The organism is Nocardioides cavernae (assembly GCF_016907475.1).
In the GTDB taxonomy this organism is placed as follows: Bacteria; Actinomycetota; Actinomycetes; order Propionibacteriales; family Nocardioidaceae; genus Nocardioides; species Nocardioides cavernae.
In genome coordinates this window covers 2206030-2229080 of the sequence record NZ_JAFBCA010000001.1, presented here as the reverse complement: position 1 = coordinate 2229080, position 23051 = coordinate 2206030, and the positions used below count along the sequence as shown (strand labels likewise).

General features: G+C 72.1%; 23 protein-coding genes and 2 tRNA genes. 7 read left to right on the top strand and 18 right to left on the bottom strand.

The annotated features are described in order from the left end of the window. Positions 1–15: 15 nt before the first annotated feature. The 11 genes from JOD65_RS10415 to JOD65_RS10365 form a co-directional block, all read right to left on the bottom strand. Positions 16–1092, bottom strand: a complete 1077-nt coding sequence (locus tag JOD65_RS10415; RefSeq protein ID WP_191196646.1) for a substrate-binding domain-containing protein — start codon at positions 1090–1092, stop codon at positions 16–18. 102 nt (positions 1093–1194) lie between these two features. Further along, positions 1195–2271 carry an ABC transporter permease gene (locus JOD65_RS10410; RefSeq protein ID WP_191196645.1) on the bottom strand — a complete coding sequence of 359 codons (1077 nt, stop codon included), beginning with the start codon at positions 2269–2271 and terminating at the stop codon, positions 1195–1197. Then, entirely contained in the window at positions 2268–3779 is a 1512-nt protein-coding gene (locus JOD65_RS10405; protein ID WP_204811098.1) for a sugar ABC transporter ATP-binding protein, read from the bottom strand. Before JOD65_RS10405 ends, JOD65_RS10410 begins: the two co-directional genes overlap by 4 nt. Beyond that, positions 3776–5047, bottom strand: coding sequence for an ROK family protein (locus JOD65_RS10400; protein ID WP_191196644.1), 1272 nt, complete (start codon positions 5045–5047; stop codon positions 3776–3778). The genes JOD65_RS10405 and JOD65_RS10400 overlap by 4 nt, the downstream gene beginning before the upstream one ends. A 103-nt stretch (positions 5048–5150) precedes the next feature. Then, positions 5151–6572 (bottom strand): xylulokinase, encoded by a 1422-nt coding sequence (xylB, locus tag JOD65_RS10395; RefSeq protein WP_191196643.1) that lies wholly within the window; start codon positions 6570–6572, stop codon positions 5151–5153. A gap of 80 nt (positions 6573–6652) precedes the next feature. Continuing rightward, positions 6653–6728, bottom strand: a tRNA-Glu gene (locus JOD65_RS10390). An 88-nt stretch (positions 6729–6816) separates the two neighbouring features. Beyond that, positions 6817–6888: transfer RNA gene (locus JOD65_RS10385), tRNA-Gln, on the bottom strand. Positions 6889–6961: 73 nt separating this feature from the next. Then, positions 6962–7966 carry a CPBP family intramembrane glutamic endopeptidase gene (locus tag JOD65_RS23990; protein ID WP_191196642.1) on the bottom strand — a complete coding sequence of 335 codons (1005 nt, stop codon included), beginning with the start codon at positions 7964–7966 and terminating at the stop codon, positions 6962–6964. Between the two features lie 4 nt (positions 7967–7970). Further along, the gene (gene gltX, locus JOD65_RS10375; RefSeq protein WP_191196641.1) at positions 7971–9437 is read right to left on the bottom strand and encodes a glutamate--tRNA ligase; all 1467 of its coding nucleotides are present in this window, start codon (positions 9435–9437) and stop codon (positions 7971–7973) included. A gap of 8 nt (positions 9438–9445) precedes the next feature. Next, a complete protein-coding gene (locus JOD65_RS10370; RefSeq protein ID WP_191196640.1) occupies positions 9446–10258 on the bottom strand; it encodes a fumarylacetoacetate hydrolase family protein in 813 nt (270 codons plus the stop codon). A gap of 69 nt (positions 10259–10327) precedes the next feature. Next, a complete protein-coding gene (locus tag JOD65_RS10365; RefSeq protein WP_191196639.1) occupies positions 10328–11689 on the bottom strand; it encodes a pyridoxal phosphate-dependent decarboxylase family protein in 1362 nt (453 codons plus the stop codon). A gap of 84 nt (positions 11690–11773) precedes the next feature. Between JOD65_RS10365 and JOD65_RS10360 the strand changes: the two genes are divergently transcribed. Next, complete coding sequence (locus JOD65_RS10360; protein ID WP_191196638.1) at positions 11774–12721, top strand: 3-methyladenine DNA glycosylase; 948 nt, start codon at positions 11774–11776, stop codon at positions 12719–12721. Here JOD65_RS10360 and JOD65_RS10355 read toward each other — a convergent pair. Further along, positions 12714–13121 (bottom strand): hypothetical protein, encoded by a 408-nt coding sequence (locus tag JOD65_RS10355; protein WP_191196637.1) that lies wholly within the window; start codon positions 13119–13121, stop codon positions 12714–12716. The genes JOD65_RS10360 and JOD65_RS10355 overlap by 8 nt on opposite strands. Beyond that, on the bottom strand, positions 13121–13762 hold the full coding sequence (locus tag JOD65_RS10350; protein ID WP_191196636.1) for a sulfotransferase family protein: 642 nt from the start codon (positions 13760–13762) through the stop codon (positions 13121–13123). The genes JOD65_RS10355 and JOD65_RS10350 overlap by 1 nt, the downstream gene beginning before the upstream one ends. A gap of 54 nt (positions 13763–13816) precedes the next feature. Between JOD65_RS10350 and JOD65_RS10345 the strand changes: the two genes are divergently transcribed. Then, positions 13817–14425 (top strand): pentapeptide repeat-containing protein, encoded by a 609-nt coding sequence (locus tag JOD65_RS10345; RefSeq protein WP_191196635.1) that lies wholly within the window; start codon positions 13817–13819, stop codon positions 14423–14425. Between the two features lie 79 nt (positions 14426–14504). Here the strand turns inward: JOD65_RS10345 and JOD65_RS10340 are convergent, their stop codons facing one another. Then, entirely contained in the window at positions 14505–15086 is a 582-nt protein-coding gene (locus tag JOD65_RS10340) for a TetR/AcrR family transcriptional regulator (RefSeq protein WP_191196634.1), read from the bottom strand. 120 nt (positions 15087–15206) lie between these two features. Between JOD65_RS10340 and JOD65_RS10335 the strand changes: the two genes are divergently transcribed. The 3 genes from JOD65_RS10335 (at position 15207) to JOD65_RS10325 (ending at position 17186) form a co-directional block, all read left to right on the top strand. Next, positions 15207–15821 (top strand): biotin transporter BioY, encoded by a 615-nt coding sequence (locus tag JOD65_RS10335; RefSeq protein ID WP_191196633.1) that lies wholly within the window; start codon positions 15207–15209, stop codon positions 15819–15821. After that, the gene (locus JOD65_RS10330) at positions 15818–16507 is read left to right on the top strand and encodes an energy-coupling factor ABC transporter ATP-binding protein (RefSeq protein WP_191196632.1); all 690 of its coding nucleotides are present in this window, start codon (positions 15818–15820) and stop codon (positions 16505–16507) included. Before JOD65_RS10335 ends, JOD65_RS10330 begins: the two co-directional genes overlap by 4 nt. A 67-nt stretch (positions 16508–16574) precedes the next feature. After that, a complete protein-coding gene (locus JOD65_RS10325; protein WP_191196631.1) occupies positions 16575–17186 on the top strand; it encodes an energy-coupling factor transporter transmembrane component T family protein in 612 nt (203 codons plus the stop codon). Here JOD65_RS10325 and JOD65_RS10320 read toward each other — a convergent pair. The 3 genes from JOD65_RS10320 to JOD65_RS10310 all read right to left on the bottom strand — a co-directional run bounded on the left by JOD65_RS10320 (position 17183) and on the right by JOD65_RS10310 (position 19661). Further along, positions 17183–17566, bottom strand: coding sequence for a VOC family protein (locus JOD65_RS10320; RefSeq protein WP_191196630.1), 384 nt, complete (start codon positions 17564–17566; stop codon positions 17183–17185). The two genes, JOD65_RS10325 and JOD65_RS10320, sit on opposite strands and share 4 nt — an antisense overlap. Positions 17567–17575: 9 nt before the next feature. Beyond that, entirely contained in the window at positions 17576–18985 is a 1410-nt protein-coding gene (locus tag JOD65_RS10315) for an amidase (RefSeq protein ID WP_307821073.1), read from the bottom strand. A gap of 121 nt (positions 18986–19106) precedes the next feature. After that, on the bottom strand, positions 19107–19661 hold the full coding sequence (locus JOD65_RS10310; protein ID WP_191196629.1) for an NAD(P)H-dependent oxidoreductase: 555 nt from the start codon (positions 19659–19661) through the stop codon (positions 19107–19109). 73 nt (positions 19662–19734) lie between these two features. Here JOD65_RS10310 and JOD65_RS10305 point away from each other — a divergent pair, with 73 nt between their 5' ends. Next, complete coding sequence (locus tag JOD65_RS10305; RefSeq protein ID WP_307821072.1) at positions 19735–20322, top strand: TetR/AcrR family transcriptional regulator; 588 nt, start codon at positions 19735–19737, stop codon at positions 20320–20322. A gap of 17 nt (positions 20323–20339) precedes the next feature. Here the strand turns inward: JOD65_RS10305 and JOD65_RS10300 are convergent, their stop codons facing one another. Beyond that, on the bottom strand, positions 20340–21032 hold the full coding sequence (locus JOD65_RS10300; protein ID WP_191196627.1) for a DUF305 domain-containing protein: 693 nt from the start codon (positions 21030–21032) through the stop codon (positions 20340–20342). A gap of 188 nt (positions 21033–21220) precedes the next feature. Between JOD65_RS10300 and JOD65_RS10295 the strand changes: the two genes are divergently transcribed. Continuing rightward, positions 21221–23020 (top strand): LVIVD repeat-containing protein, encoded by a 1800-nt coding sequence (locus JOD65_RS10295; protein WP_191196626.1) that lies wholly within the window; start codon positions 21221–21223, stop codon positions 23018–23020. The last annotated feature ends 31 nt before the right edge of the window (positions 23021–23051 follow it).

Here is a 23051-nt window from a genome sequence, read left to right as displayed (position 1 = left end):
GCCGCCGCGGACCGATCAGGACTCGAAGGCCGAGTCGATGAACTGGTCGACGTTGTCGGACGTGACGACCGGGGCGTAGAGCTGGACGGTGCGGGGCACCTCGACCTCGACGAGGTCGCTCATCGCCTTGCCCTGCACCAGCAGGCGGGCGAGCTTGACGCCGTCGGCGCCCTGGGTGGAGGGGTAGATGACCGTCGCCTTGAGCACGCTGTTGTCGTCCTGGATCGCCCGCATGGCGTTGGCCGAGCCGGCGCCGCCGATCATGGTGAACTCGTCACGGCCGGCGTTCTCGATGGCGGCGAGGACGCCGACACCCTGGTCGTCGTCGTGGTTCCAGAGGAAGTCGATCTTCGGCTCGGCCTGGAGCAGGTTCGCCGCGACCTCCTCACCGCTCTCGACGGTGAACTCCGCCGCCTGGCGGGCGTCGACGTCGAGGCCGCACTCGGACAGCGCGTCCTCGAAGCCCTGGCTGCGGTCCTGGGTCAGCGGCAGCGAGTCGATGCCGGCGATCTCGGCGACGATGGCGTCCTTGTCGCCACCGGCCTGCTCGCAGACGTACTGGCCGGCCGAGACGCCCATGCCGTAGTTGTCACCGAGGACGGTGACGCGGGCGGCGTTGGGGTCGTCGAACTCGCGGTCGACGTTGATGACCGGGATCCCGGCCTCCATCGCCTTGATCGCGACGGGCGTCATGGCGGCGCCGTCGAAGGGCAGCAGGACGATGGCGTCGACCTTGTCGTTGATGAAGGTCTCGACCTGGCTGATCTGCAGGTTGACGTCGTTGGTGCCCTCCGCGACCTGGAGGTCGATGTCGGGGTACTCCTCCGCGAGGTCGCGGACGTTGTTGGTGATGGCGGCCATCCAGCCGTGGTCGGCGGCGGGCGCCGAGAAGCCGATCGTGACCTGGTCGCCCTCCTCGTCGTTGCTGCCGGCCGCAGCGGCCGGCGCGGAGTCGGAGCCGCTGTTCTCGTCGTCGGCAGCGTCCTCGGCGCTGCCGGTGCAGGCGGCCAGGGAGAGGACGGCGACCGCGCCGACCACGAGGCCGGTGTAGCGGCGGCTCTGGTGCCGTCGAAGGGGGGTGCGCAGTCGCATGTGTCGTGCTCCTTGTTCATCTCGATGGTTGCGGTGCGGCCGGCGCCCCGGGGGTGCCGGCATGGTGGTGCGGTGGTCCGAGCTGGTGGGGACGGGCGTTCGCTAGGTCGACGTCGCGTTGCGGGCCAGGCGCTGCTGGAGCAGCACGGCGACGACGATGATCAGGCCCTTGGCGACAGCCTGGGTCGAGGTGTCCTGGTTGTTGAGGGTGAACACGTTGCCCAGGGTGGCGAAGATGAGCACGCCGAGGACGGTGCCGACGATGGTCCCGCGCCCTCCGGTGAGCAGGGTGCCGCCGATGACGACGGCCGCGATGACGTCGAGCTCCAGCAGGGTGCCGTGCGTCGAGCTGCCGGTCGTCGTGCGGCTCACCAGCATCAGGGCGGCGAGCCCGCAGCAGAACCCGACGAGCACGTAGAGCATCACGGTGTGGCGGTTGACGTTGATGCCGGCCAGGCGTGCGGCCTCGGGGTTGCCACCCACAGCCAGCGTGCGCCGGCCGAACGTCGTGCGGTTGAAGAGGATCCAGCCGGCGATCGAGACGACCGCGAAGATGATGACCAGGAACGGCACGCCGAGCACGTCGGCGGAGAAGAAGTCCTTGAAGCCGTCGACGGTCACGATCTGCGTACGCCGCTCGGAGATGATCTCGGCGAGACCGCGGGCGGCGGCGAGCATCGCCAGCGTCGTGATGAACGGGACGACCTTGCCGTAGGCGATGAGGATGCCGTTGACGACCCCGCAGGCGGAGCCGACGGCCAGGGCGACGAACACCATGATCACCCAGTGCGTGTCCGCCGCCATCGTCTGGGTGGCGAAGGTGGTCGCCCAGACCGAGCAGAGGGCCAGGATCGCCCCCACGGACAGGTCGATGCCGCCACCGGTGATGACGAACGTCATGCCGATGCTGACCACGCCGATGGTGGAGGCGAAGCGCAGGATCGTGAGGGTGTTGTCGATGCTGGCGAACCGGTCGCCCGCGGTGATGATGCCGGCCGCACAGATCAGCAGGAGCGCGACGACGAGGCCGAGGTTGCGCCCGAACGGGCCGCTCATCAGTCCTCCGCCGCCTCCTCGTCCCGACTCTGCGGCGGCGCGCTCCACCGTGACCGTGTCCGTCGAGGGGGTGACGGTGTTCTCGACCGCTCCCCCGTCTCGGCTCGTGCTCTGCTCGCTCATGCGACCTTTCCTTCCATGACCAGGTCCAGGACGCGGGACTCGTCGATCTCACCCGCGGGACCTTCGTGCACGACACGGCCCTCACGGACCACGAGAACCCGGTCCGCGAGCCCGAGCACCTCCTCAACCTCGCTCGACACGACCACGACGGCGACGCCGGAGTCGGCCAGCGAGCGGACGAGGGCGTAGATCTCGGCGCGAGCGCCGACGTCCACCCCTCGGGTCGGCTCGTCCAGGAGCAGCACCCGGCACTCGCGGAGCAGCCACCGGGCGAGGACGACCTTCTGCTGGTTGCCGCCCGACAGGAGGCGCACGAGGCGGTCCACCCCCGCCGGGCGGACGTCGAGGGACTCCGCGATCTCGGCGGAGCGCTTGCGCTCGGCGCGGCTGTCGAGCAGCCCGAACCGGCTGAAGCGCCCCAGCGTGGACACGGTGATGTTGCTGTAGATGGCCTGGTCGAGCAGGAGGCCCTGGCTCTTGCGCTCCTCGGGAGCGAGCCCGACGCCGGCCTTGACCGCGGCGGGCACGGAGCCGCGACGCAGATCCTTGCCGGAGACCCGCACGGTGCCCGCCGACGGCCGCCGAGCGCCGTAGAGGGTCTCGAGGATCTCCGAGCGTCCGGCACCGACGAGCCCGGCGAGACCGACGATCTCCCCCGCCCGCACGCTCAGGTCGACGCCGGTGAAGACGCCCGGCAGCTCGAGGCCGGTGACCTCGAGGATCGGGTCGCCGGTCGGCGCGACGACCTCGCCGCGGGGCGGGAAGACGTACTCGATGGACCGGCCCGTCATCAGCTTGATCAGCTCGCTCGTCGGCGTCTGGTCGACGGCGAGACCGGTGGCGACGGTGCTGCCGTCCTTGAGGACGGTGATCCGGTCGCCGATCTGGCGGATCTCCTCGAGCCGGTGCGAGATGTAGACGACGGCCACGCCTTCGGCGGTGAGGTCGCGGATGACGCGGAACAGGTTGTTGACCTCGCCCTGGTCGAGCACGGCGGACGGCTCGTCGAGGATGAGCAGCCGGGTGTCGTGGGAGAGGGCGCGCGCCATGCTGACGATCTGCTGTGCGGCGGGCGAGAGCCGGCCGACCGAGCGGGTGGGCTGGATCTCGGAGTGCCCGAGCCGGGCGAACAGCTCGCGCGTCCGACGGATCGTCTCCCCGCGGTGGCTGAAACCGGCGGTGCTGAGCTCGTGGCCCAGGAAGATGTTCTCGGCGACGCTGAGGTCGGGGACGAGGTCGAGCTCCTGGTAGATCGTGGAGATGCCGAGGTCCATCGCGGTCTGGGGCGTCGACAGCGCGACCGGCTCGCCCTCCCACAGGATCTCGCCCTCGTCGGGCTGGTAGCTCGCGGACAGGATCTTGATCAGCGTCGACTTGCCGGCGCCGTTCTGGCCGAGCAGGCAGTGCACCTCCCCTGCGCGCACCTCGAGCTCGACTCCTCCGAGCGCGAGCACTCCGGGGAACCGCTTGACGATGCCGCGCATGGTGAGCAGCGGGGCGTCGTTCATGACATCACCTCCAGCGTGGGGACCGCCCGGGGCACGAGCGTGGGGTCGTCGTAGACGTGGTCGATGGCGACGGCGGCGGCACCGTGCACCGCTGCCGAGAAGCCGAGGCTCGAGAGCGCGATGCGCGTGCCGCCTGCGTCGGGGGCGAGCACCCCGGCGACGAGCTCGGACTCGACCTCGGGGCGGATCCGCTCACCGATCTCGCCGAGGTAGCCCGAGAGCACGATCATCCCGGGGTTGAGCACGTTGGTGAGGATCGCGGCGCCGATGCCCACCCAGCGGCCGACCTCGCTCAGCGCGGCCAAGGTCCGCTCGTCGCCCGCGGCGGCACGGCGGGTGATCTCCTCGACCTTGCCCTCGAGGTCGATGAGGGGCGAACGCAGCAGGTCGTCCTCGCCCGCAGCGGCCAGCTCGATGAGGTGGCTGAGGCCGATGACGGTCTCCCAGCACCCCGTGCGACCGCAGCCGCACCGGTTGCCGTCGCGGTCGACGACCATGTGGCCGAACTCGCCGGCGTAGCCGCGCCGCCCGGCGAGCGGCCGGCCGTCGGCGACGATGCCGCCACCGATGCCGACCTCGCCGTGGATGACGAGGATGTCGCGGCGCTCGGGGTCGCCGGGGACGGCCTCGGCGACGGCGGCGAGGTTGGCCTCGTTGTCCACCTCGAGGAGGTATCCGGGGTCGCCGAGCCTGGCGCGCAGCAGGCTGGCCAGCGCGACGTCCTGCCACCCGAGGTTGGCCGCGACCGAGACGGTGCCGCGGTCGTGGTCGACCAGGCCCGCCACTCCCACGACCGCCGCGACCGGGGCCGCGCCCAGCGCGGCCAGGTCGGCGAGGGTGCCTTGGACCAGCTCCACCAGCCGGTCGACCACCTCGTCGGGCTCGAGGCCGCGGGTGTCCACCGACGTACGCCGCTCGCTGACGACGGCGCCCGCCAGGTCGACCGCACGGGTCGAGACGTGGTGGACGTTGATCTCGGCACCGAGGCCGTAGGCCCCGGCACCGTCGATCTCGACGATCGTGCCGGGACGCCCGACGGCGCCACGCTCGGCGCTGCCCTCGCGGACCAGGCCGCGCTCGCGCAGCTCGGTGACGAGGCTGGAGACGGTGGCCTTGTTGAGACCGAGGTCGGCGGCGAGTCGGGCCCGGGACCGGGCGCCGTCCTCGCGGAGGCTGCGGAGGACGAGCGACAGGTTCGCGCGGCGGACGGTGCCCTGGTCGGCACCGCCGGTGCCGGTCGTCGACCAGCCATCCCGCACCTGCGACATCGGCGTCCTCGATCCTGCGTGTGACCTCGGTCACCCATTAGTTTGACGGACCGCCAAACTAAATGGGTGATGGCCGTCACGTCAAGGGTCGCACGAAGAAAGTTCAGGTGGTCTTGTCCAGGTGCCGCGATCGCCCCTCGGCGTAGCGCGCGCGCACGCTCGGCACGGGGTCCGTGGCGTAGCGCCGGGTCCCCTCCCGGACCCACTCCGGCGGCGCGTCCGAGCCCGACAGCGCCCAGGCCGCCTGGCGTGCGGCACCGTCGGCGACGTACTCCCCCGGCGGCGGCACGTCGACCGGTACGCCGAGCACCTCCGCGGCGACCGTGCGCACCGCCTCGGATGCGGCCGCGCCCCCGACCAGCAGGACGCGCGCGGGGGTGACCCCGGTGGCGACGACGGCGTCGAGACCGTCCGCGAGGCTGCACACCAACCCCTCGACGCTGGCACGGGCGAGCGCCGGCCGGGTGGCGGTGGCGAGGGTGAGGCCGTGCAGCGAGCCGGTGGCGTCGGGCAGGTTGGGAGTGCGCTCCCCCTCGAGGTAGGGCACCAGCACCAGTCCGCCGGCGCCGGCGGGGGCCTCGAGCGCGAGGTGCGACAGCGTCTCGTGGTCGACGTCGAGGAGGCGGGCCGCGGCGTCGAGGACCCGCGCCCCGTTGAGGGTCGCGACGAGCGGGAGGAACAACCCCGTGGCGTCGGCGAAGCCCGCGACCGAGCCGGTGGGGTCGACGGCGGGCTTGCTGGTGACGGCCGTGACGACGCCGGAGGTCCCGATCGAGACGACCACGTCGCCCTCCCCTGCGCCCAGTCCCAGAGCGGCGGCCGCGTTGTCACCGGCGCCCGCACCCACGGCGGTGCCGTTCACCGTCGCCGCCACCTCGCCGGGCGCCACGACGCGCGGCAGGTGCGGCACGGCGCCGAAGGCACGCTCGAGCAGGTCGGTGCGGTAGGCCCCTGTCGCGGCCGACCAGTAGCCCGTGCCGCTGGCGTCACTGCGGTCCGTCGTCAGGTCGTGCAGGTCGGTGCTCCCGGACAGCCTCCAGGTGAGCCAGTCGTGCGGCAGGCACACCGCGGCCGTACGACGGGCGTGCTCGGGCTCGTGCTCGGCGAGCCAGCGCAGCTTGGTCACGGTGAAGGACGCGACCGGCACCACACCGACCGCCTCGGCCCAGGCGCGACCGCCCTCCTCGGGACCTCCGAGCTCGTCGACGAGGTCGCGGGCAGCGCCGGCCGAGCGGGTGTCGTTCCACAGCAGCGCGGGGCGTACGACGGTGCCGTCCTCGTCGAGGCAGACCATGCCGTGCTGCTGGCCGCCGACGCTGACAGCAGCCACGTCGTCCAGGCCTCCCGCCTCGGCGATCGCCTCCTGCAGCGCGGCCCACCAGTGGTCCGGGTGCACCTCCGTGCCGTCCGGGTGGACGGCGCGGCCCTGCCGCACGAGCGCGCCTGTCCCGGCGTCGCGGACGACCACCTTGCAGGACTGGGTGGAGGAGTCGATGCCGGCAACCAGCCGGGGCCCGTCAGTCATGGGCGCGGATGCTAGCCCACCACGCGCAGTGCCCGACGACGACGAAGGGCCCGGTCCGAGGACCGGGCCCTTCCATGCGTTGGTACCCCCGACCGGATTTGAACCGGCGTTACCGCCGTGAGAGGGCGACGTCCTAGGCCGCTAGACGACGGGGGCTTGCATGTTGCTGCCCTGGAGCAGCGGAGCGAAACTCTACCGAAGTTGGAGTGCCGCACCAAATCCGGCCCCTGCTGGGGCGGATCCGCTGGGGTACTAGGACTCGAACCTAGAACAACTGGACCAGAACCAGCCGTGTTGCCAATTACACCATACCCCATGGGGGTATCAGTTCGACCGACCTGCGATCGTCCTGACCACCACGCGATTCCTCGCGGAACCGATCCCGAACGTTACACGCGGGGTGGCGGCACGGCCAAAACGGGGTCCCCGCCGGCGGGCGGCAGCGCTCCCCCGACGGGCGGTCCGGCGGTGACGAGGCCCATCGCCCGCGCCACCCACGTCGCGAGGCCCAGGTAGACCAGGGACTGCGTCATCGTCGAGAGGATCGTCCACCAGCTGCTGCCCCCCTCCGCGTTGAGCGCCGTGGTCAGGTCGCCGAAGGTGAGCGCGAGACCGAAGGCCAGGAAGTTGTTGAGCACATGCATCGCGATGGGGGCCTCCAGGCCCCCGGTGCGGATGACGAGGATCCCGGCGACGACACCGAAGGCGAAGCGGTCGAAGAAGACCGGCCAGTCCTGCGACAGGCCGTGGAAGAGCGCGAAGATCAGCGCCGGTCCCAGCACGGCCAGCGCCTGCGACGCCTGCTTGGCCCACACGAGCGACCCGAAGGCCTGGGTGAGGTAGCCGCGGAACAGGTACTCCTCCCCGGCGGCCTGGAGCGGCGTCAGGAGCAGGATGACGAGGATGAAGTCGCGTGTCTGCGAGGTGAAGTCGTTGACCGTGCCCGCCGGCATGTCGCCGGACTGCACCGGCAGCAGCATCGCCACGCCGAGCGAGGCGAGGAGCGCCACCACCGACAGGCCCAGGCAGACGAAGAGGTAGCCCCACCGCAGGCGGGGCGCCACCGAGGAGACCCAGCGCGGCTTGAGCCGGTGCAGCCACCACGTGACCAGGAAGGTCAGCGGGATCGCCGCGGCGATGATCACGTTGAGCAGGGCGAGCCCGGCGGGCGTCGCCTCCGCCGTCACGTCGAGGACGGCCGAGGCCTCGCTCGTGCTGCTGCCCGTGGCGAGCAGCATCACGAAGGCAACGCCGCCGGCGACGAGCGGCACGACGGCGAAGACCAGGACGAGGAGCAGCACGACGCCCACGACCGAGCGCCACCAACCGGGCCGCCCGACCCGGTGGAGCTGGTGGTACTGCGGCCGGAAGTCGGGCGCGAGCGGTGCGGGCACGGCGTCAGGCCAGGGCCGACTGCAGGCGCGCGAGGCTGCGCTCGCGGCCCAGCAGCTCCAGCGACTCGAACAGCGGCGGACTGATCCGCTTGCCGGTCACGGCGACGCGCACCGGGCCGAAGGCCACCCGGGGCTTGAGCTCCATTCCCTCGATCAGCGCCACGCGCAGCGCCTCCTCGATGGCGGCGGTCGACCACTCGTGCAGCCCCGAGAGGGCGTCGTACGACGCCTGGACGACGCCGCGGCCCGTGTCGTCGAGCAGCTTGGCGACGTCGGCGGGGTCGCGCTCGAAGTCGGCCTCGTCGACGAACAGGAAGCCGAGCATCGGCGCGGCCTCGGTGAGCTTGTTGATCCGCTCGGCCACCAACGGCATCGCCAGCTCGAGCATCTGGGCGTCGGGGTCGGTCACCGGGTCGCCCACGACGCCTGCCTCCTTGAGGAAGGGCAGCACGCGGTGGGTGATCTCGTCGATGGACAGCAGTCGCATGTGGGAGGCGTTGATGGCCTCGGCCTTCTTGAGGTCGAAGCGCGCCGGGTTGGGGTTGACGTCCTTGATGTCGAACTTCTCGACCATCTCGTCCAGGGAGAAGACGTCGCGGTCCGCGGCGATCGCCCAGCCGAGGAGGGCGAGGTAGTTGAGCAGCCCCTCCGGCAGGAAGCCCTGCTCACGGTAGAGCGCCATGTGGGCCTGCGGGTCGCGCTTGGACAGCTTCTTGTTGCCCTCCCCCATGACGTAGGGCAGGTGGCCGAACGCGGGCGTCTCCTTCGCGACGCCGAGCTCCTTGAGCGCGTCGAAGAGGGCGACCTGACGAGGCGTGCTGGAGAGCAGGTCCTCGCCGCGCAGCACGTGGGTGATCTCCATCGTGGCGTCGTCGACCGGTGCGGTGAGGGTGTAGAGCGGGTCGCCGTTGGCGCGGCAGAGCGCGAAGTCGGGGACGAACTCGGTCTCGAAGGTGATGTCGCCGCGGACCAGGTCGTTCCACGTGATCGACCCGTCGGGCATCCGGAAGCGGACGATCGAGGTGCGACCCTCGGCCTCGAACGCGGCCCGCTGCGCGTCGCTGAGCTCGCGGCAGAAGCCGTCGTAGCCCATCACCTTGGAGCCGCTCGCCTTGCGACGGGCCTCGACCTCGTCGTTCGTGCAGAAGCAGTCGTAGGTGTACGACGACTCGCGCAGCCGGGTGAGCACGTCGGCGTAGATCTCGGTGCGCTCGGACTGGCGGTAGGGACCGTGGGCACCGCCGACGACGACGCCCTCGTCCCAGCTGAGGCCGAGCCACTGCATGAGGTCGATGAGCGAGTCGTAGGACTCCTCGGTGTTGCGTGCCTTGTCGGTGTCCTCGATGCGGAAGACGAAGGTGCCGCCGTGGTGGCGCGCGAACGCCCAGTTGTAGAGGGCCGTGCGGGCGAGGCCGACGTGGGGCGACCCCGTCGGGGACGGGGCCATGCGGACGCGTACGGGGGTGCTCATGCTGGTGCTCACGCTCTCTGGGCGACGGGGTTGGTCAGGGAACCGATGCCGGCGATCGAGATCTCCACCTCGTCGCCCACCTCCATCGGCCCGACACCCTCGGGGGTGCCGGTGAGGATCAGGTCGCCGGGCAGCAGCGTCATCACGGACGACACGTGCGCGACGAGGGTCGGGACGTCGAAGATCATGTCGGCGGTCGAGCCGTCCTGGACGACGTCGCCGTTGAGGAACGTCTGCACCTGGCGGCCGTTGTTGAAGTCCTGCGGGTCGAGGTCGGTCTCGATCCACGGGCCGACCGGGCAGAACGAGTCGAACCCCTTGGCGCGGGTGAACTGCACGTCGGAGCGTTGCAGGTCGCGGGCGGTCACGTCGTTGGCGATGGTGTAGCCGAAGATCACGTCGGTCGCCTGCTCGGCGGGCACGTCGCGGCAGATCCGACCGATCACCACGGCCAGCTCGCCCTCGAAGTGGAGGTTGCTGGTCTGCGACGGGTAGAAGATCGGGTCGCCCGGGCCCACCACCGAGGTGTTGGGCTTGAGGAACATCAGCGGCTCGGTCGGCAGGTCGTTGCCCAGCTCGGCGGCGTGGGCGGCGTAGTTGCGGCCGATGCCGACGACCTTGCTGCGCGGGATGATCGGCGCGAGGAGTCGTACGTCGCTGAGCCGGTGCTCCTCCTCGAGCAGCTTGATGCCGACGTAGAGCGGGTCGCCCGCGAGGGCCACCACCACCGAGTCGTCGGCCGGCTGGCCGAACTCGTCGACCTCACCGGTGACGACGCCGAACCGGGGCTCCTCGCCCGTGCTGAACCGACAGATGCGCATGCAACGAGGCTATCCAACCGTGCGGAGCCGGGACGACGTCGGGAGTCCGCCCCCGTCGGGCGGACGCCGTCAGTGGCCGGCGGCGCGGTGCAGCGCGGCGAGGCTCGTGGCGACGTCGTCGACGGTCGTCGACCAGTTGCTCACGCTGACCCGCAGCACGGCCTGGCCGTGCCAGCGCGACCCGGTCGTCCAGGCCGTCCCCTCGCTGAGCATCGCCTCGACCACGGCCCGGGTGCGGTCGTCGTCGCCGAAGGAGGCGCACACCTGCGTGAAGTCGACGTCGTTGAGCACCTGGGCGCCCTCGATCGCGGTGATCCCCTCCGCGAACGCCGCCGCGTGGTCGCAGAAGCCGTCCACCAGGTCCGCGACGCCGTCGCGTCCCAGCGCACGGAGCACGGCCCACACGGGGAAGGCACGGCCGCGGCGGCTGATCTCCGGGACCTTGTCGAACGGCTCGCCGGCGACGTCGTGGATGAGGTAGTCGCCGTGCATGCCCATCGCGGCCCGCAGTGCCGCCCGGTCGCGCACGATCGCCAGTCCGCAGTCGTACGGCACGTTGAGGGTCTTGTGGGCGTCGGTCGCCCAGGAGTCGGCGCGGTCGGCGCCCGCCATGAGGTGCCGCCGACGCGGCGAGGCGCCGGCGAACAGCCCGAACGCACCGTCGACGTGCACCCACGCGCCCGCGTCGTGCGCGGCGGCGATGGTCGCGTCGAACGGGTCGAAGGCCCCGGAGTGGACGTTGCCGGCCTGCAGGCAGACCACCGTGGGGCGGCCGTCGCCGGCGTCGAGGGCCGCCGCCAGCGCGGCCGGCTCGATGCGGCCCTGGTCGTCGACGGCCACGGGCTCGGGGGCGCCGAGGCCGAGGTAGCGCAGGCTGAGGTCGATGGTGTCGTGGCGCTCGGCCCCCACCAGGACGCGTACGCCCGGCGAGCCCACCAGCCCGCGCTCGGCGACGTCCCAGCCGGCCCGGCGCAGCACCTCGTCGCGACCGGCGGCGAGGCAGGTGAAGTTGGCCATGGTGCCGCCGGTGACGAAGCCGACGGCGCTGCCCGCCGGGAGGCCGAGCAGGTCGACCACCCAGGCCTCCGTCACGTCCTCGACCGCGGAGTGGGCGGGGGTCAGGAGCCGGAGGCCGGAGTTCTGGTCCCACGCGCTGACCAGCCAGTCCACGGCCAACGCTGCCGGGTGGGTGCCGCCGATGACGAAGCCGAAGAACCGTCCCCCCGGCATCGCGGTCAGCCCGGGCTCGCACGCCTCGGCCAGCTCGTCGACCACCGCGACGGGATCCGTCGGGCCGTCCTGCAGGTGCCGGTCGAGCCGGTCCAGCATCTCCTCGGCCGTCATGGCCGGAGGGACCGGTCGGGCCGCGAGGGAGTCGAGCCACCCGAGGGCGTGAGCGTGCGCCCGGTCAAGGCCGGCGGTGCGGTCCATCTCGGCAGTGTCCACCAGGCACGAGCCCCACGTCGAGTGCCGTCGAAGCGGCCCGGGTCGCTCCCCCGCACTAGCCTTGGCGCGGTGCGCGTGCTGTCGACCTCCGAGTGGCGTCCCCTCGCCGAGGCCCACGCCGCGCGCGTCGACGACTTCGTCCGGCCGCACCTCGCCCGTCGCGCCGACCAGGTGAAGCACCCGGTCCACGACTTCCTCTTCACCTACTACTCCCAGCGTCCCGCGCAGCTGCGCCGCTGGCACCCCGGTTTCGGGGTCGGGCTCGAGGGCGCGGAGGAGCACGCGGGCCTCAAGGGCTACGAGCTGGTCGAGTGCGCTCGCGGTAGTGGTCGCCACGGAGCCGCGCACTCGACCCGGGTGGCGGAGGCGTACGTCGCCTCGCAGCGCCCGCTGCTCACCCAGCTCCACTCGCTGCTGACGGCGACGGCCGCCCGCCCGCCGCAGCTCGGCTGCTTCGGCCTGCACGAGTGGGCGATGGTGCACCGCTCGGCGGAGCACGGGACTCGGCACGAGTGGCCCCTCCGTCTCGGCGCCGAGGGCACCGACGCTGTTGTCGAGTCGCACCGGATCGCCTGCTCGCACTTCGACGCCTTCCGCTTCTTCACCCCCACCGCCCGCCCGCTCAACACCCTCCAGCCGGGGCGCGACGACCGGCCGGCGTTCGAGCAGCCCGGTTGCCTGCACGCGGGCATGGACCTCTACAAGCACGCCTTCCGGCTCACGCCGATGGTTCCCAGCGAGCTGGTGGCCGACTGCTTCGAGCTCGCCCGTGACATCCGGGTGCTCGACATGCGCGCGGCGCCCTACGACCTCGCCGACCTCGGCTTCGAGCCGGTGCGGATCGAGACGACGGAGGGCAAGGCGGCGTACGTCGAGGCGCAGCGCGGGTTCGCCGAGCGCGGTGCTCCGCTGCGGGCCCGGCTCGTCGCCGAGTGCGAGCGGCTGCTGGACGCTGCACCCGAGACCGGCGGGCACCGAGCGGCCGACCCGGTCGCCGCAGGAGCCGGGCCTAGCTGACGGGTTCGGGTTCGGCGGGATCGGGGTCGACCGGCGGGCTGTCGGGGTCGAGGCAGGCCCACTCCGAGACGTCGCCGTGCTCGTCGTGCACGCGGACGCAGGGCAGCCTGGGCTCGTCCGCACGCACCTCGACGGTCACTCCCGGGGACGCCGTGAAGGTCTCGCCGGCCACCTCCACCGACTCGCCGGGCGACAGCTCGACGGGGACGGACTGCCCCGTCACCTGCACGTTCTGGCTCTGCAGCCACAGCATCTCGGCGCGGTCGTCGTACATCGGCTTGACGCGGTCGAGGACGGAGTCCAGCGCCACCGCGACCGGGAAGGCCAGGGCGAACAGCAGCGCGGTCCCGATCCAGACCGCCACGGTCGCCGTGAGCCAGGCCGGCCGGGTCGAGGCCATCAGAACTCGTATCCGAAGGCGTCGATCGTGTCGGCGAACACCGTCGCGACCCGATCCTTGGACGCGGGGGTGTAGAGCTCGCGGTAGTGGCCGGCCGGGCGCGCGTTGCCCTTGGCACGCGGGAGGTCGGGCTCGCCCGGCAGCCCGAGGTGCTCCCAGACCTCGCGGAGCTCGTCGTCGAGGCTCTCGTAGCGCAGCACCCGGTCGAGCGCCATCTTGCCGCGGATGCGGTAGAGCCGGCGGTTGTTGGCGAGCTGCTCGATCCAGATCTCCTGGACGTAGGTCTCGAAGTCGGGCAGCTCGGGCCGGTCCTTGTACTTCCAGTAGTAGAGGGACACGACGGCGTCCCACGGGTTCCGCTCGATCGCGAAGGTGAAGTAGTCGGCGAACACATCGGCCCCGACGAGGTCCCGCGTCGCCTTGGCGCCCATGTGGTTGTAGGCCTTGCGGGGCTGCGGCGGCGCCTCGAAGTTCTGCGGAGCACGACCGCCCGCGGCCTGCCGCAGCTTCTCGTCCTCGGGGCTGATCTCGGTGATGACGTCGTCGGGGCCGCACACCTTCGACAACGCGATCTCCACGCTCGTGCCCGCCGTCTTGCGGGTCTTGAGGAAGATGAAGCGGTGCTGGTGGGACGCGATCACGGGGACGACCCTATCCGTCCCGCCCTCTCCGGTGGCACGACTACCGTGGGCGCCGTGACCGAGGCCCAGGTAGCGAACGGCAGGCACTTCCGCGGCGACGACTGGTACGGCGACGACCTCGGCGCCGCACGCTTCGTCGACTGCACCTTCACCGACGTCGACCTGTCGGAGACCAGGACGTCCGGCGCCACCTTCGAGCGGTGCACCTTCCACGGCGGTCGCTTCAACGCCTCGGTGCACCACGCGACGGCCTTCGTCGGGTGCGACTTCCGTCGCACCTCGTTCTTCGACGCGACGCTCGACGGCTGCAAGCTCGTCGGGTCGGTCTTCGCCGAGTGCACCCTGCGCCCCCTCACGGTCGTGGGCGGGTCCTGGCTCGGCGTCACGATCCGTGCCACCAACCTCTCGCGCCTCGACCTCACCGGCGTCGACCTGCGCGAGGCCGACCTGTCGATGTCGGACCTCACCCTGACCACGCTGGCCCGCGCCCGCCTCGACCACGCCGTGCTGCGGCAGGCCAAGCTCGACCGCACCGACCTGCGGGGCGCGAGCCTCGACGCCGTCGACCTGTTGGCCGCCGAGCTCAGGCGGACCCGGCTCGACCTCGCCGGCGCCGTGCTGCTCGCGGAGCTGCAGGGCGCGGACGTCGACACCTCGGCCTAGACATCCGACCGCCCCCTGACCCGGTGTATCTAGGGACGATCTGGTAGGCGATCGGGCCATCTGACCAACCAGAACGTCCCTAGATACCCGAGCGCGCCGAGGTATCGGGGTCGGCGAGCCGCGCCCGCAGGCCGTCGATGACGAGGTCGAGGCCCAGGTCGAAGTCGGGCAGCGAGTCCAGCGAGCGCTCGACGGCACCGAGGCCCACGGCCTGGCGGGCGGTCTGCTCCTCGAAGGCGTGGCCGAAGACGTAGTGGACCAGGGTGCGCGACGCCACGGCGACCAGCTCGTCGGGGACGTCGGCGTCGGCGAGGACCTTCTCCATCTCCGCCACCGGCGCCGCGGCACCGAGGCCGAAGGCCCACACCGTCGCGACGACGTCGGCGCCGTCGGTGCAGGCGAGCATCGCGTGGCGGAGCTCCGAGCACACCTCGCGCAACCGGTCGGGCCACTCCGACGCCGTACGAGGTCGCGCACCGCGGGCGAGGATCTCGTCGGCGACCGCCGCCAGCAGGGCCTGCTTGCTCGGGAAGTGGTGGTAGATCGCGCTCGGCTGGACCCCGAGCTCGGCCCCGAGCCGGCGCATCGTCAGCGCCGAGAGGCCGTGCGTGTCGAGCAGGGTGACGGCGTGGGCGAGCACGTCCGCGCGACGGTGCGGCACGACGTACCCCTTCCCTCTCCGACACGACCCGACGTCTGCCCCACTGTTGACGCGACGCCCTCGCGACCCTAACCTGAACGCCGTTCAACTGATCACCGTTCAGGTAGAGGAAACACCCCCATGAGCACTCGCCGCAACCCCGGCACCGACGTCGCCCTGATCGCCGCCTTCGCCGCCCTCGTCGCGGTGTGCGCGCTGCTGCCGGCCATCAAGGTCGCCGGTCCCGTGCCGATCACCCTGCAGACCTTCGCGGTCCTGCTCTCGGGTGCGGTGCTCGGCATGCGACGCGGCTTCCTCGCGGTCCTGCTCTACGTCGTCGCGGGCGCCGCCGGGCTGCCGATCTTCTCCGGCGGTGCCGCCGGTCTCGCCGTCCTCACCGGCCCGACGGCCGGCTACCTCATCGGCTTCCCCCTGGCGGCCGGACTCTGCGGAGCGATCGTCGAGCGGCTCCCCCGCCGCTCGCTCGTCAGCCCGGTCGCGATCTTCTGCGCCGGCCTGTTCAGCTCGGCGCTGTGCATCCACACCCTCGGCATGGCCGGCCTCGTCCTGCGCGCCGACCTGACGTGGGCCCAGGCCTGGGACATCGACAAGATCTTCTGGCTCGGCGACGTCCTCAAGAACGTCGCCATGGCGCTCGTCGCGACCGCGGTGCACCGCGCCTTCCCCGGCATGCTCGACCGCGCGGCGCCGGCGCCCGCCGGGCAGGAACAGCCCGAGGGCACGCCCACCGCGTGAGCGGGATCCGTCTCGAGCAGGTCACCGTCTCGGTCCCGACCCAGGACGGCGAGCGCCGCATCCTCCACGAGACCTCGCTCGAGCTGACCGAGCGACGGGTCGCGCTCGTCGGCCCCAACGGCTCCGGCAAGTCCACCCTCGCCCGGCTCCTCAACGGTCTCGTCCCGGCCACCACCGGCCGGGTCGTGGTCGACGGCCTCGACGTGGCGCGTGAGGGCCGGGAGGTACGCCGCCGGGTCGGCTTCGTGTTCACCGACCCCACGGCCCAGCTCGTCATGCCGACCGCCCGTGAGGACGTCGCCCTGTCGCTGCGGCGCACGCACCGCGACAAGGCCGAGAGGCTCGCGGTCGCCGAGCGGGTCCTGGCCGACTTCGGGCTCGCCGGCTTCGGCGACCGCAGCGTGCACGGGCTGTCCGGGGGCGAGGGGCAGCTGCTCGCGCTGGCGGGAGTGCTCGCCACGGGGCCGTCGATCCTGGTGGCCGACGAGCCGACGACGCTGCTCGACCTCGGCAACAGCCGCCGCATCGGTGAGCTGCTGCTCGGCCTGGAGCAGCAGCTCGTCGTAGTGACGCACGACCTCGACCTGGCCGAGCGCTGCGACCGGGTGCTCCTGGTCCGCGACGGCAGGGTGGAGCGCGACGGGTCCCCCGCCGACGTCATCGGGCACTACCGGGCGACCGCATGACCACCCCACGAAGCTGTGGGCTTCCCCCACTTCGCTCCTCCATCCCACACCTCCGCGGGGACCCCGGATGAGCGCCCAGCTCCTGGGCCTGCACCAGCCCGGTACGACGTGGCTGCACCGGCTGCCCGCCGGCGCGAAGCTGCTCGGCCTGATGGCTGCCAGCCTCGTCGTGGTCCTGGTCCACGGCCCCGCATCGGCCGTGGCATTCGTCCTCGTGGCCGCCGGTCTGGTGGTGTGGTCGGGCGCGCGCCTGGGCTTCACCCTGCGCGCGATGCGCTGGCTGCTGTTGACCGCGGCGATCCTCGGCGCCTGGACCGTCTGGCAGAACGGCTGGCCGCGCGCGGTCGAGGTCGTCGGCGACCTGGTCGCCCTCATCCTGCTCGCCACCACGATGACCGTCACGACTCCGGTCGACGAGGTGATGGACGCGGTCGCCCGCGGGCTGCGTCCGCTGCGCCGCGTCGGCGTGGATCCCGAGGCGGTGGCGCTGGCGTTCTCGCTGATGCTGCGGGCGATCCCGACGACCATCGGGCTCGCCGAGGAGTCGCGCGACGCGGCCGTCGCCCGCGGGCTCGAGCGGTCGCCGCGGGCGCGCCTCATCCCGTTCGTGGTCCGCGTCGTCGCCCGGGCGCACGACACGGGAGACGCGCTCCACGCGCGCGGGATCGGCGACGACTAGAGCGGCCCGTTGAGGAACCACCGGTGCCCGAAGGGGTCCCGGAACACCGCCACCCGACCGGCGGGCGGGCTGTCCTCAGGTTCGCGGTCGAGTGTCACGCCGGCCGCCACGACCCGCTCGCAGAGGGTGTCGACGTCGGCGACCTCGAGGTGCAGCGAGACGGCGGCACCGCGCGAGGGGTCCGGGGCGGCGACACCGGCCGACCCGAACTCCGCCGACATCATCCAGCGGCCACCGTCCACCGCGAGCTCGACGTGGCCGATGCGGCCGTCGTCCATCACGATCGGGTCGAGGACCACCTCGGCGCCCAGCACGTCGACGTACCAGTCGATCGCCCCGCGGGCGTCGGCGACGCACAAGTAGGGCGTGAGCTCACCCATCGGGCCACCTCACCAGCCGGGCGGCCGGTTGTCCACCCACGCCGCCCCGCGGTCGACGTACGCCTGCTCGACCTGCGCAGCGAGCGACAGGAGCTGTTCCTCCTCGGCGGGTCGCGCCGCGACCATCACGCCGACCGGGAGACCGTCGTCGGTCCAGTGGAGCGGCAGCGACACCGCCGGCATGCCGGTGACGTTCCACGCGCTCGTCCAGGGCGTGAACGCCTTCTGGGCGGCGAAGTCGCGCGCCGGGTCGGCGTCGTCGCGCAGCGCGCCGACCTCGACCGGCGGGCTCGCGAGGGTCGGCGTGAGGACGACGTCGTACGGCGCCAGCGCGGCGAGGGCCGCCGCGGCGTGCTGCCGGAGCCGCCCGATGGCGAGCCCGAACTCCGGTCCGCTGACGGCGTGGCCGAGGCCGCCGAGCCAGCGGGTCAGCGGACGGAGCCGGTCCTCCCGACCCGGAGGCGCGGGCGAGAGCGCGGTCAGCACCGCCCAGCAGGTCTCGAAGTCCGCGACCGCCTCGCGCGGGATCGGCACGGGCACGTCCTCGACGTCGTGGCCGAGGCCCTCGAGCAGCCGCGACGCGTCGTCCCAGGCGGTCACCGCCGACGGGTGGACGTCGACGTCCGTGATGACGGGCGTGACGAAGCGCGCAACCCGCAGCCTGCCCGGCTCGCGGTCGCAGGCGTCGAGGAAGCTGCCCGACGGCTCGGGCGCCCAGAACGGGTCGCCGACGCGCCGCCCGGCGAGCACGTCGAGCAGGGCAGCGGCGTCGCGCACGCTGCGGGCCAGGGTGCCGGCGGTCGCGAGCCCGACCGGGTCGCCGTAGCGGGGCGCGCCGCTGATCCGTCCGCGCGTGGGCTTGAGCCCGACGAGGCCGCAGCACGACGCCGGGATCCGGATCGAGCCGCCGCCGTCGGAGCCGGGCGCGACGGGCAGCAGGCCGGCGGCGACGGCCGCGGCCGCCCCGCCGGACGAGCCGCCGGCGGTGCGGGTGGTGTCCCACGGCGTGACCGCCGGAGGGGCGACGTCGGGCTCGGTGTAGCAGGGCGAGCCGAACTCGGGCGTGCTCGTCTTGCCCAGGCTCGGCATCCCCGAGGCCTCGACGCTCAGGACGAGGTCGTCGGAGGCGTCGGGCACGAAGTCGTCGTACGCCGCGGAGCCGAAGGTGGTCCGGACCCCGGCCGTCGGGTGGAGGTCCTTGATCCCCGTCGGGACGCCCCAGAGCGGACCTGCGTCCGCGGGGCGTCCCGCTTCGGTGAGCCGGCGGGCGTGGTCACGCGCCAGCTCGTGGGTCGGCGTGATGAACGCGCCCACCTCGTCGGCGCGGCCGGCGTAGTGCTCGACCAGCTCGAGCGGCGACATCTCGCCGCGGCGTACGGCATCACCCTGCTCGAGTGCGGTCAGGTCGTGGACGGACACACCTCGAACCTACCGGCGGGGAGGCCGGGCGCTGGAGTCCCCGGATATCCGGTGACTCCCACGCTTTGCACCCGAGATCTGAGCCGACAAGCGGGAGACTCGGGTGCAAGGTCGGGGTGGATCAGGCCGCGACCTCGACCTCGTGCGCGACGAGGGCGTCGAGAGCGCCGAGGAAGCGCTGCACGGCCTCCTCGTTGGCCAGCGGGTCACCCTCGAGAGCGGGCTCGTCGACGACGATGCCCTCGACGACGACGGCCCCGGCGATGGTGGCGGAGTGGCGGGCGTGCTCGTGCGACCACTTGCCGCCGTACGGCGTGGGGGTGGCGCCGATGGCCGCGAAGGGCTTGCCGACGATGGCGCCCTGGCCGTAGGGCCGCGACAGCCAGTCGATGGCGTTGTTGAGCACGGCCGGCATCGTGCCGTTGTACTCCGGCGTCACGGCGAGGACGCGGTCGGCTGCCGCCACGGACTCGCGCAGCGCGGTGGCGCTGGCGGGAGCGGTCTCGCCGTCGCGCTCCTCGTTGTAGAACGGGACGGCGTCGAGGCCCTCGAGGACGTCGACGGTCACACCGGCGGGGGCGTGGTCGCGGAGGTGCTCGGCGATCCGACGGTTGAGGCTGCCGTCGCGGGTGGAACCGAGGAGGACAGCGACACGGGTCTGCTTCTGGTTGGTCATGAACGTCGAAACGGACTGCGGTCCGCTTCTATTCCGGTGCAGGCGAACTTTCTTCCGACCTACGCTGAGGGGCGTGACCCACCTCCTGCCGCTGGCCGACGAGCCTGCGCCTGAGCGGGCCGACGCGGCGCGCAACCGCGAGGCCATCCTGGCAGCGGCGCTGCGCCTGGTGGAGACGCGGGGGGTCGGGTGCGTGACGATGGACACGGTCGCGACCGAGGCAGGCGTCGGCAAGGGCACGCTGTTCCGGCGCTTCGAGAGCCGCGAGGGGTTGATGGCCGCCGTCCTCAACGAGTCCGAGACCGCGTGGCAGGGCAGCGTCATCTCCGGCCCGCCGCCGCTGGGCCCGGGCGCACCGCCGCTGGAGCGGCTCCTGGCGTTCGGACACTCGCGGATGCGGGTCAACGTCACCCACGGTGACCTGATCCGGGCCGCCACCGGGACGGACCCGGTCCGCTCCCGGGCGGCTGCCGGGTTCGCGCTCATGCACGTACGCCACCTGCTCGGCCAGCTCGAGGTGACGGGCGACCTGCACTTCCTGGCGTTCGCCCTGCTCGCCCCGCTGGAGGCGATGGCGCTCGAGCAGCAGCGGGTCGACGGGGTCAGCCTGGCGCAGATCGAGCTGGCCTGGGACGACCTCGTGGCACGCGTCGTCGGCTGACCGCAGGCACCCGCAGCTCAGCTGCCCAGTCGCTCCTTCATCGCGGCGATCTCGACCTGCTGGTCGGTGCCGATGTGGCTGGCCAGCTGGAACACCTCGGACTCCTGGCCGCCCTCGCCACCGGTGAGCAGCGTCTCGACCATCACCACCGCGCCCTCGTGGTGCCGGATCATGCCTTGCAGGAACAGCCGGTCGAACCGCTCACCCTTCGACCGCGCGAGCTGGTCGAGCTGGGCGGGGGTGAGCATGCCGGGCATGTCCTGGTGGCCGCCTCCGTCTCCGTGGCCCCCATGGTCGCCGTGCATCCCCGACACCATCTCGCCGCGCTGGTCGAGCCACTTCTCGAGCAGCGCGATCTCGTCCTGCTGTGACACCTCGATGCGCTCCGCGAGCTGGGCGAGGTCGGGGTCCGCGGCGCGGTCCTCGACGAGGGCCGTCATCTCGAGCGCCTGCTGGTGGTGCGGGAGCATCATCTGGACGAACTCGACGTCGGCGTCGGTCCAGGTGGGGTCCTCGATCGCCTCGGCCTCGTCGGGAGAGAGCGTCTTTCCCGACTCGCCGGGGGCGCCGAGCTGGACCACCGGCGCCGCGTCGTCCGCGGGCGCCTCGTCGTCGGAGGTGCAGGCCGCCGATCCGAGCGCGACGGCGAGACCGACGAGGAGGGCCGGCCACCGACGGACCCGACCGCCCCTGTTGCTCCTGCTCCCCATGTGGGTCTCCCACTCGCTCGATGCTTGCTCGTCGGCCGGATGGCTCGATCTCGGTGCCACAACTGGTCTGGTGTGGGTATGGCGGTCGACGCCCGACCCTCGCTACGTTGTCGGACATCGTAGGTCGATCTCGCGGCGGGCCTCCCGGGCCCGGGCATTCGGGCCGACCTGAGCGGGAGGGTACCCACATGTCGCGTCAGCCCCGTCCGAGCCGGTCCGTGCTACGAGCCGCCGGGGTGGTGGTCCTGGCTGCCGCGCTCCTGCCTGCGATGGCGTACGCCGCGGACCTTCCCGATCCGACCGACCCACGCGTCGGCCTCGCGCCGGGCTACCTCCCGTGGTCCGAGGTGACGAGCAACATCGAGCTGCTCGACAACGACCCACGCGTGGCGCCCTTCGACGCACCTCCGGGCAACTTCGGGTTCGTGAACTCCGACCTCGCGTTCACCGGTGACACCGCTGTCGTGGGCAGCTTCAACGGCTTCCAGTTCTACGACATCTCCGACCCGGCCGACCCCACCCTGAGCGGCTCCTTCGTGTGCCCGGGCGGCCAGGGTGACGTGTCGGTCTACGGCGACCTGCTCTTCATGTCGGTCGAGGAGACCCGCGGCCGCATCGACTGCGGCAGCCAGGGCGCCGGCGGCGCGGTCAACCTCGAGCGCTTCCGCGGCGTCCGGATCTTCGACATCAGCGACCAGGCCAACCCGGTCCAGCTCCCGGGCGTGCAGACCTGCCGCGGGTCCCACACGCACTCGATCGTCACTGACCCCGACGACCCGGCCAACATCTACATCTACAACTCCGGCACGTCCGGCGTACGCCCCGCTGCTGAGCTGGCGGGCTGCGAGAACGCGAACGCCAACAACCCGGCCCCGGTCACCTCGGGCAACCCGACGCAGTGGCGCATCGACGTGATCAAGGTGCCGTTGGCCGCACCCCAGACGGCGGCCATCGTGAGCCAGCCGCGGATCTTCACGGACCCGGCGACGGGCGCCTTCAACGGGCTGCAGAACACGACCCCCGGCACCCTGCACCCCAGCGGCACGGCGTACTCGCCCCTGCCGAACACGAACACCTGCCACGACCTGACCTCGTTCCCGGCGCGTGAGCTGGTCGCCGGCGCGTGCCAGGGCAACGGCATCCTCCTCGACACCTCGGACCCCGTGAACCCGGTGCGCCTCGACGCGGTGTCCGACCCGAACTTCTCCTACTGGCACTCCGCGAGCTTCAACAACGACGGCACCAAGGTGATCTTCACCGACGAGTGGGGCGGCGGCACGAGCGCCCGGTGCCGGGCGACCGACAAGCTGGAGTGGGGCGCCGACGCGCTCTTCGACCTCGACGGCGACCAGATGGAGTTCGCCAGCTACTACAAGATGCCGGCCGTGCAGACCACGCAGGAGAACTGCGTCGCCCACAACTCCTCGCTGGTGCCGGTGCCGGGTCGCGACATCCTCGTGCAGGCCTGGTACCAGGGCGGCCTGTCGGTGATCGACTTCAGCGACACCGCCAACCCGGTCGAGATCGCCTACTTCGACCGAGGCCCCATCAACACCCCCAACCCGGCCGGGCTCAACCTCGGCGGCCTCTGGTCGACCTACTGGTACAACGGACAGGTCTACGGCAGCGAGATCGCCCGCGGCTTCGACACCTTCGGGCTGACGACCAGCGACCTGCTCAGCGAGAACGAGCTCGACGCGGCCCGTGAGGTGCAGGTCGACGAGTTCAACGCCCAGCACCAGGAGAAGATCGTCTGGGAGCCGAGCTTCAACGTCGCCGGCGCCTACTTCGACCAGGCCGTCCGCTCCGGCGAGCTCGACGGGGCGACGCTCGACACCGTCGAGAAGCACCTCGCGAAGGCGGAGAAGCTCGAGGGCAGGGGCGCCTCGGCGAAGGCCCAGCTCGCCAACGCCATCCGGGTCCTCGACGACTCCGGCGACCAGGGTGAGCTCAAGCAGGCCCTGAAGGACCTGCGCGACAGCCTCTGAGCAGGGCGGGCGCCGCCACCGGTCCGGTGGC

What these genes read in the sequence shown, in the direction of transcription:
- JOD65_RS10415 (WP_191196646.1), bottom strand. Translation starts at nt 1,092, where the DNA reads ATGCGACTGCGCACCCCCCTTCGACGGCACCAGAGCCGCCGCTACACC.
- JOD65_RS10410 (WP_191196645.1), bottom strand. Translation starts at nt 2,271, where the DNA reads ATGAGCGAGCAGAGCACGAGCCGAGACGGGGGAGCGGTCGAGAACACC.
- JOD65_RS10405 (WP_204811098.1), bottom strand. Translation starts at nt 3,779, where the DNA reads ATGAACGACGCCCCGCTGCTCACCATGCGCGGCATCGTCAAGCGGTTC.
- JOD65_RS10400 (WP_191196644.1), bottom strand. Translation starts at nt 5,047, where the DNA reads ATGTCGCAGGTGCGGGATGGCTGGTCGACGACCGGCACCGGCGGTGCC.
- xylB (WP_191196643.1), bottom strand. Translation starts at nt 6,572, where the DNA reads ATGACTGACGGGCCCCGGCTGGTTGCCGGCATCGACTCCTCCACCCAG.
- gltX (WP_191196641.1), bottom strand. Translation starts at nt 9,437, where the DNA reads ATGAGCACCCCCGTACGCGTCCGCATGGCCCCGTCCCCGACGGGGTCG.
- JOD65_RS10370 (WP_191196640.1), bottom strand. Translation starts at nt 10,258, where the DNA reads ATGCGCATCTGTCGGTTCAGCACGGGCGAGGAGCCCCGGTTCGGCGTC.
- JOD65_RS10365 (WP_191196639.1), bottom strand. Translation starts at nt 11,689, where the DNA reads ATGGACCGCACCGCCGGCCTTGACCGGGCGCACGCTCACGCCCTCGGG.
- JOD65_RS10355 (WP_191196637.1), bottom strand. Translation starts at nt 13,121, where the DNA reads ATGGCCTCGACCCGGCCGGCCTGGCTCACGGCGACCGTGGCGGTCTGG.
- JOD65_RS10335 (WP_191196633.1), top strand. Translation starts at nt 15,207, where the DNA reads ATGAGCACTCGCCGCAACCCCGGCACCGACGTCGCCCTGATCGCCGCC.
- JOD65_RS10325 (WP_191196631.1), top strand. Translation starts at nt 16,575, where the DNA reads ATGAGCGCCCAGCTCCTGGGCCTGCACCAGCCCGGTACGACGTGGCTG.
- JOD65_RS10320 (WP_191196630.1), bottom strand. Translation starts at nt 17,566, where the DNA reads ATGGGTGAGCTCACGCCCTACTTGTGCGTCGCCGACGCCCGCGGGGCG.
- JOD65_RS10310 (WP_191196629.1), bottom strand. Translation starts at nt 19,661, where the DNA reads ATGACCAACCAGAAGCAGACCCGTGTCGCTGTCCTCCTCGGTTCCACC.
- JOD65_RS10300 (WP_191196627.1), bottom strand. Translation starts at nt 21,032, where the DNA reads ATGGGGAGCAGGAGCAACAGGGGCGGTCGGGTCCGTCGGTGGCCGGCC.
- JOD65_RS10295 (WP_191196626.1), top strand. Translation starts at nt 21,221, where the DNA reads ATGTCGCGTCAGCCCCGTCCGAGCCGGTCCGTGCTACGAGCCGCCGGG.